4 protein-coding genes are annotated in these 6,829 nt (G+C 63.7%); 3 read left to right on the forward strand and 1 reads right to left on the reverse strand.

The genetic code is table 11. The features are described from left to right. Nucleotides 1–163 precede the first annotated feature (163 nt). The gene (locus tag GYH35_RS31680; RefSeq protein ID WP_161815553.1) at nt 164–1,531 is read right to left on the reverse strand and encodes a pectate lyase family protein; all 1,368 of its coding nucleotides are present in this window, start codon (nt 1,529–1,531) and stop codon (nt 164–166) included. Nucleotides 1,532–1,899: 368 nt separating this feature from the next. Here GYH35_RS31680 and GYH35_RS31685 point away from each other — a divergent pair, with 368 nt between their 5' ends. From GYH35_RS31685 to GYH35_RS31695, 3 genes are read left to right on the forward strand one after another with little or no spacing between them, the layout of a single operon-like run. After that, nucleotides 1,900–3,690: a glycerol-3-phosphate dehydrogenase/oxidase gene (locus GYH35_RS31685; protein WP_161815554.1), complete on the forward strand. Its 1,791-nt coding sequence runs from the start codon at nt 1,900–1,902 to the stop codon at nt 3,688–3,690. Further along, nucleotides 3,687–4,745: an NAD-dependent epimerase/dehydratase family protein gene (locus tag GYH35_RS31690; protein ID WP_161815555.1), complete on the forward strand. Its 1,059-nt coding sequence runs from the start codon at nt 3,687–3,689 to the stop codon at nt 4,743–4,745. Before GYH35_RS31685 ends, GYH35_RS31690 begins: the two co-directional genes overlap by 4 nt. A 5-nt stretch (nt 4,746–4,750) precedes the next feature. Continuing rightward, nucleotides 4,751–6,817 (forward strand): protein kinase domain-containing protein, encoded by a 2,067-nt coding sequence (locus GYH35_RS31695; RefSeq protein ID WP_161815556.1) that lies wholly within the window; start codon nt 4,751–4,753, stop codon nt 6,815–6,817. Nucleotides 6,818–6,829: the final 12 nt, after the last annotated feature.

Genomic DNA, 6,829 nt, shown 5'->3' on the forward strand with positions numbered 1-6,829 from the left:
GACGGGTCGCCAGGACCCATCGATATGTAACAGCAAGATGCGTACCACGAATGCAGCGGCGCGGCAGTCGCTCCACCCCCGCGCCGTTGCTGAGCCAAGTTATCCGCAGCGCCCACTGCTGTCGAGTGGGCTCACCGAATTTACAAACTCATCGTTGTAGAAGTTACCGATTCAAAGCCGGCGCTTGCGGCGGGCTCGCCGCGCGACCCTCGACCTGCGCTGCCATGCGATGCAGCCACAGCTCGAGATTCGTGTAGCCGCTCGAGGTGACCTCGTTCGGATTCGCCGGCACCGTCAGTGCACGTCGATTCACGGCGAGATTCGGATAACCGCCACCATTGCGCTCGCAGCGAGCCGTGCCGTTCGCAGCGACGCAGTTGATGATCCGGCCAGTGCCGGCACGCGTCTGAGAAATAATGCGTGCATCCACAGCATCGCGATCGGCCGGGCGCGCGCCCGAATACTTCAGCACGTGCTCACGCACAACGTTCTCCGAGCTCGGCAGCGTCGTCATGGCGGCCGGCCAGGCGAGCGGCGACGTGGACTTGAAGTTCGCCAGCGTCAGTGAGCCGTAGATGGAACCGGCCAGCGACCAGGCATCCGAAGTCGCACCCGGACCGGCGTTATCGGAAATGAACACCTTGGCGCCCGGCCGCAGTGTGGTCGAATCGGCGCGCAGGCCGATCGGAGCATAGCTGCCGGCCGTATCGGGTCCGCGCACGAACGCGTTGCCGACGACCGAGTTCTGCGTGACCAGGCCACGGCTTTGCAAATCGATGGCGGTGTTGCCCCAGTTGTAAACCAGGTTGTTCACGATCACCACCTTGCCGGCGGCAGTCATCGGATTGCGCGACTGCATGTCCGCGAACAGGTTGCCCGCCAGCGTGGCATTGCCATCGACCGGCCCGATCAGCACGCCGAAGCCATGCTTGCCCTCGGGATGAATCGAGTCATGCAGCGGCTCGGCAAAGATGTTGTTGAGCAGGCTGATGTTGTTCCAGTACTGCCAGGCGCTGGCGATCTCGTCCACCGACCAGGTGAAGGTGCAGTGGTCGATCACCACGTTGCTGATCGGCGCGGTCGAGGGTGCTTCGATCTTCAGTGCGTCGCGATTGCTCGGCGGCTCGCCGCCGGAAGAATCGCCCGGACGCACGCGGATGTGCTGGATCAGCACGTCGGAAGTCTTGACCAGCAGTCCCGAGCCACGCAGCGTGATTCCCGGCGACGGCGCAGTCTGACCAGCGACGGTGATATAGCGATTACGGAAGGTGAGATCGTCCGGCAAGGTGATCGTGCCGGACACTTCGAACACGCAGACGCGCGGGCCGCTGGCGTCGACGCAGGCCTTGAGCGAACCAGCGCCATCGGCGTTCGTGTTGGTTACACGAATGACAGTGCCGCCGCGACCGGCGGGCGTGGTGATGCCGTGACCGATGGCCCCGGGCAACACCGGTACAGCGTTGGCAAGCGGCGCCATACCGCAGGCGAGCGCCACGGCGGCGGCGGCGAGTCGGCGGATCAGTGGCTTCATGACGGGAATCTTCGCAGTCATTAACGTCGTTACTCCATTAAGAGTTTCAGCGGCCGCGCTCGGGTCAACCCTGCCTGCCACCAAGCATTTCTTGCACATGAAAAGGGACGAGCCGCTTCGCAACTCGGGAGAAAAGTTACAAGGCCCGTTGCAACCATTACATCGGCTAACCCCTGAAGCCCGGCCCAGTTGTCTTGGGTTCCCGTAGGACGATTACCTGCTGCGGATCGCAGACAGTGGCCACTCTCGCAATCGCCACTTGAGCCAGGGGCGCAACGGGTATCGAGGCGTGCCCAAAAATTCCCTGCGGGCCGGGCACTGAAAGTGCATCGCAAGCGTTGGGCTTGAACATCTCGGGTAGACGGCGAATGCAACGTACGACAGCGGCCCTGGCGCAACGGGAATATGACTTGCTGATCATCGGCGGCGGTGCCTTCGGTGCCGCCGCCGCGCGCGATGCCGCCTTGCGCGGACTCCGGACAGTGCTGTTGGAGCGCGACGATTTCGGCAGCGGCGCCTCGGCCGAATGTTTCAAGATGGTCCACGGCGGGATTCGCTATCTGCAGCATGCAGACATCCCCCGCCTGCGAGCTTCGTGCCGGGAGAGATCGGCGTTGTTGCGAATCGCTCCGCACCTGGTGAGCCCCTTGCCCATCGCCATTCCCACCTATGGGCATGGCCGCAGCGGTAAAGCCTTTCTGGGAACCGGAGCCCGCGTATACGACCTGCTCACGTTCGACCGCAATCGCGGCATTCGCGATGCCACTCGTATGATCGGCAATACCCGACTGCTGTCTCGCAGTGAGATCTTGCAGATGTTTCCTCATTTGCAGACGCCGAAGCTGAGCGGGGCGGTCGTGTTCGAAGACGGCCAGATGTATAACGCGGCGCGGCTGGTGCTCGCATTCGTCAAAGGGGCGGAGGCGGCGGGCGCGGATGTTTGCAATTACGCCGAGGCCATCCGCTTTCTGTGGTCTGGCAACACCGTGCAAGGCGCGAGAGTTCGCGATCAGCTCACCGGCGATGAGTTCGATGTGCGCGCCCGCCTGACGTTGAACGCCGCGGGCCCCTGGGCCGACTACCTGCAAAACGACGCCGAGCATTTCGGCAAGCCGAAGCGATTGCCGTTTTCCCGCGATGCTTATTTCATCGTGGAGCGCGTCCCCACATCCTCGCATGGCATCGCCATCCAAGGCTTGAGCCGCGATAAGGATGCGTTGCTCGGCCGTCAGACCCGGCATCTGTTCGCCGCGCCCTGGCGCGACAAGACTTTGATCGGCGTCTGGCACAAGCTATTTCCCGAGACTCCGGACCGCGCCTGGGTGCAGCCGGAAGAGATCGAAGAATGGATGGCCGAGATCAATTCGGTGTATCCGACGCTGCAATTGAGGCCTGACGAAGTGAGCTTCGCGCATTGTGGACTGGTACCGTTCGGCGAAACCGCGACCGCCACCGAGCTGAGCTTCGGCAAGGAGTCGCGACTGGTCGACCATCGCCAAACTCACAACGTGCAAGGGCTCGTGAGCCTGGTCGGCATCCGTTTCACGATGGCGCGCGTCGATGCGGCGCGTGCGCTGGATCTGCTGTTGAAGCAAGTCGAGCGCGCGCCTGCCGCACCGGCCAGCGATCGGATCGAGCTGCCGGGCGGCGAGATCGAAAATTTCGCGAAGTTCGAGAGCGATGCCTGTCGCTCGTTACCGCCGGGCGTCGCCATGAAGAGCATGCAAGGGTTGGTGCGCAATCACGGTACGCACTACCGCGCCGTGCTCGAGGAAGGCAGCAATGCCACGGTCGTGAACATCCCAGGCACCAGCACGCTCACCGCCGAAATCCGTTACGCGGTGAGCCAGGAGATGGCGGTGCACCTGGACGACGTGGTTATGCGCCGTACAGATCTTGCCGCCGGCTCGCATCCAGGCCGGGCAGCATTGCTCGCCACCGCGGCTGAGATGGGCCGGCTGTTGTCGTGGTCAGCCGAGCGTTTGCATCGGGAGATCGCCACGACGGAACACACTCTGCAACGGCATTCAGCGCACGATTCCAGCTCGAGGGCTGCATCAGATCGAACGGCGCCTCGAGCGACTGCTGGCGACGCCAGTGCGGCAGCACCGAATCATGGCGCGATGCTTGCAGAAACCACGGTAAGAGCGACTGCATGACTTCATTCCCGACTTCATCTCCCCAGAAACTGCTCGTAACAGGAGCCACGGGATTCATTGGCTCGCGACTCGCGTTACGCGCCCATCAGCTCGGCATCGATGTCCTGGCCACTGGCCGTGCCGAGTTACATATAGAGAGCGAACGGCTGCAAGAGTTGCGTGCCGCCGGCGTCCGCGTCGAAGCCGGTGTGCTGCAGGATCCGGCATTGATCGATCGACTGCTGCGAGGGCGCGATACGGTAATTCACCTGGCCGCCGCTCAACACGAGGCGGAGATGCCCGAGAGCTATTTTCGCGCCGTCAACGTGGACGCCGTGCGGACGTTGTTGGGCGCTTGTCGCGACCACCAGGTCCGCCGCTTCGTCTATGGCAGCACCATAGGCGTTTATGGCGAGGCAAGCGAATCGTTGCTGGACGAAGACAGTCCGTTGCGTCCGGAGAATGTCTACGCCAACACCAAAGCCGAGGCCGAAGGCATCGTGCAATCCTTCGGCAGGCATTTCGAAACCTGCATCGTCCGCATCGCCGAAACGTACGGGCCCGGCGATCGACGGCTGCTCAAGCTGTTCCGAAGCATCGCGCGCGGTCACTTCGTCATGATCGGCAGCGGCAACAACCGGCGGCAATGCATTCACGTCGACGATCTGACGCGCGGCCTGCTGATGGCGGCGAAGGATTCCAAAGCCGTCGGCGAGAAGTTCGTGTTCGCCGGCAAGGAAATCATGACCACGCACGAAATGGTGCGGCAGATCGCCACTGTGCTGGAGCGCAAGCCGCCGCGGCTCAAAGTGCCGATGTGGCCGTTCGTCGCCGCAGCTGGCGTGATGGAGACCACGCTGCCGCCACTGCACATTGCGCCACCGCTGCACAGTCGACGACTGGATTTCTTTCGCAAGTCTTTCGTATTTTCCACGACCCGGGCACAGTCATTGCTTGGGTTCCAACCGGCGATCGATTTCCGCACCGGAGCGGCCGACACCGTCAACTGGTATCGGGCGCGTGGCTTGTTGCCGCGTCCCGCCGTCACGCAGGTTGCCGATCGACAATCGGCTTGAGCACTATGTCAGCGAACTTTCACGGCTCATTTCATTCGCGTCGCTTGCGCCATCGGCGGGCTTTTCAGCGGCCGCCCGGCGCCGATCTCGACACGACCGCGGACGTGCACGAGGAATTCACGGCGGATTTGGAGCCGGCCACCGCCGACATCGTTCGCGACGATGCGCAGGCTCCGACAACGGCAAATCCTGCGCCGGCGCGAGCGCCAGTCGAGGAGCCGCGTCGTGAGAGCGTTGCTCGCCCGACCGAAGCGCCGCTCGACGAGACCGGTCCGATCGTCGCGCGCGAACCCGTTGTGCCGGAAGTCAACGATCGCGCGCCCCTGCCGAATGGCCGCCGCGAGCCGTTTGTGTCGGCGCCATCCGTTTCGGCCCCTATCACCGTCGACGTGCCGGTGCGGGCATCGGCTCCGGTCGTCGAGAACAAACCCTCGCTCCGCGCCCCCGAGCTGACGGACGACGTGATTCAGCCGCCAGCGAAGACGGCGACTACCCCCGTGCCTCGCAAGACCGACGCGCCGAAAGCCGTCGAGTCGCGGCGACCGGCACTGGCTCCAGGCAAAGTGCTTTGCGATCGCTACCTGCTCGAGCAAGTCATCGGCTGCGGCGGCACCGCCATCGTCTTCCGTGCGCGCGACATGCTGTCCGCCAAAGGCACGGCGCCCAACATGCAAGTCGCGATCAAGACGCCGCGCCCCGAGCTCGGCGATCCGGAGCGCGCGGCGAAGCGCCTCAAACATGAGTTCGAGCACGCCCGGCTGCTGTCTCACCCGAGCATCGTGCGCGTGTTCGAATTACACGAGGACGAAGGCCGCTGCTTCATGACCATGGAATTGGTCCAGGGCAAGCTGCTCTCTCAGTTGTTACGCGACTGGACCATGGTGCCTGTGTCGCTGGCCTACAAGATTCTGCGCCAGTCCGCCGAAGCCCTGAGTTATGCACACAGCCAGAACGTCGTGCATGGCGACTTCAAACCCGGCAATGTTTTCATCACGCCGGAGGAAGGCGTGCGCATCGTCGACTTCGGCACAGCCGCCGGCCCGAGCGCCAACGACACGCGCATTCCGGCGGGCACGCCGACTTATGCGAGCCCTGAAGTGCTCAGCGGCGGCACGCCCGATCGACGCGACGACGTGTTCAGTTTTGCCTGCGTGGCGTACGAGCTCCTGACCGGCCAGCATCCGTTCGGGCGGCAGTCTTCGTTGCAGGCTCGTGAAGAAGGCAAGATTCCGCCGCGCGCATGGAACCTGTCGACCTCGCAGTGGCTCTCATTGCTCTCGGCTCTGTCTTGGAAGCGCGAAGCGCGCCCGACCAGCGTGGAGGATCTGCTGACGCGCTTGAATCCGGAGCAGCCGGTCGACTCAGCGCCCCTGCCTGTCTATGCCGATCCAGAGGACATCGTGCCCGCCGATCTACCCGCAGATCTGATGCCCAAGCAACGTAGTTGGGGTTTCTTCGCCTTCATCGCCTGCGCGTTGCTGGTCACGTACTTCGCGTTCCAGCGTCACAACGGGCCCGACGATGAGCCGGCACGGTCACTCCTGCCCGCCACGACGGCGTCGTTACCGGCTGCCCAGCCTCCCGAAGTTGTCGAGCAGCCTGCGGTCGAAGCTGCGGCTCCTGCGCCCGCCGCGGCCGCTGAGTCGAAAGATGAGATCCCTGCAACAACAGCCGCGGCGCCAAGCGCAGCGGCTCCCGCCGTCGCCAGCAAACCGAGGCCGGCAGCGGCGCCGATGAGCGAGATCTCCTTCGAATCTTCGAGCGTCGTCACCAGCGAGAGCTCAGTGGCCGCCGTCTTCCTGATCAAACGCTCGCAGCCTTTATCGGGCCGAGTGAGTGTCAGCTGGAAAACGGTCAGCGGCACGGCGGACGCCGGCATCGATTTCGCGTCGGACGCGACAGGCACCGTGACGTTCGCGGACGGACAAGCGCAACGAGCGATCTATGTGCCGTTACGCAACGATCTTCGCAAGGAAGACGACGAGTCGTTTTACGTCGACCTGGTCTCGCCCAGATCGGCCCGCCTCGGCAAGACCGAGCGCGCCGAAGCGATCATTCGCGACGACGACTGATTCGCCCGCTCA

It is taken from the genome of Steroidobacter agaridevorans, assembly GCF_009932555.1.
GTDB classification, from domain to species: Bacteria; Pseudomonadota; Gammaproteobacteria; order Steroidobacterales; family Steroidobacteraceae; genus Steroidobacter; species Steroidobacter agaridevorans.

Bases quoted from the DNA above. Each gene is read 5' to 3' on its own strand.
- GYH35_RS31680 (WP_161815553.1), bottom strand. From the start codon at position 1,531: ATGAAGCCACTGATCCGCCGACTCGCCGCCGCCGCCGTGGCGCTCGCC.
- GYH35_RS31690 (WP_161815555.1), top strand. From the start codon at position 3,687: ATGACTTCATTCCCGACTTCATCTCCCCAGAAACTGCTCGTAACAGGA.
- GYH35_RS31685 (WP_161815554.1), top strand. From the start codon at position 1,900: ATGCAACGTACGACAGCGGCCCTGGCGCAACGGGAATATGACTTGCTG.
- GYH35_RS31695 (WP_161815556.1), top strand. From the start codon at position 4,751: ATGTCAGCGAACTTTCACGGCTCATTTCATTCGCGTCGCTTGCGCCAT.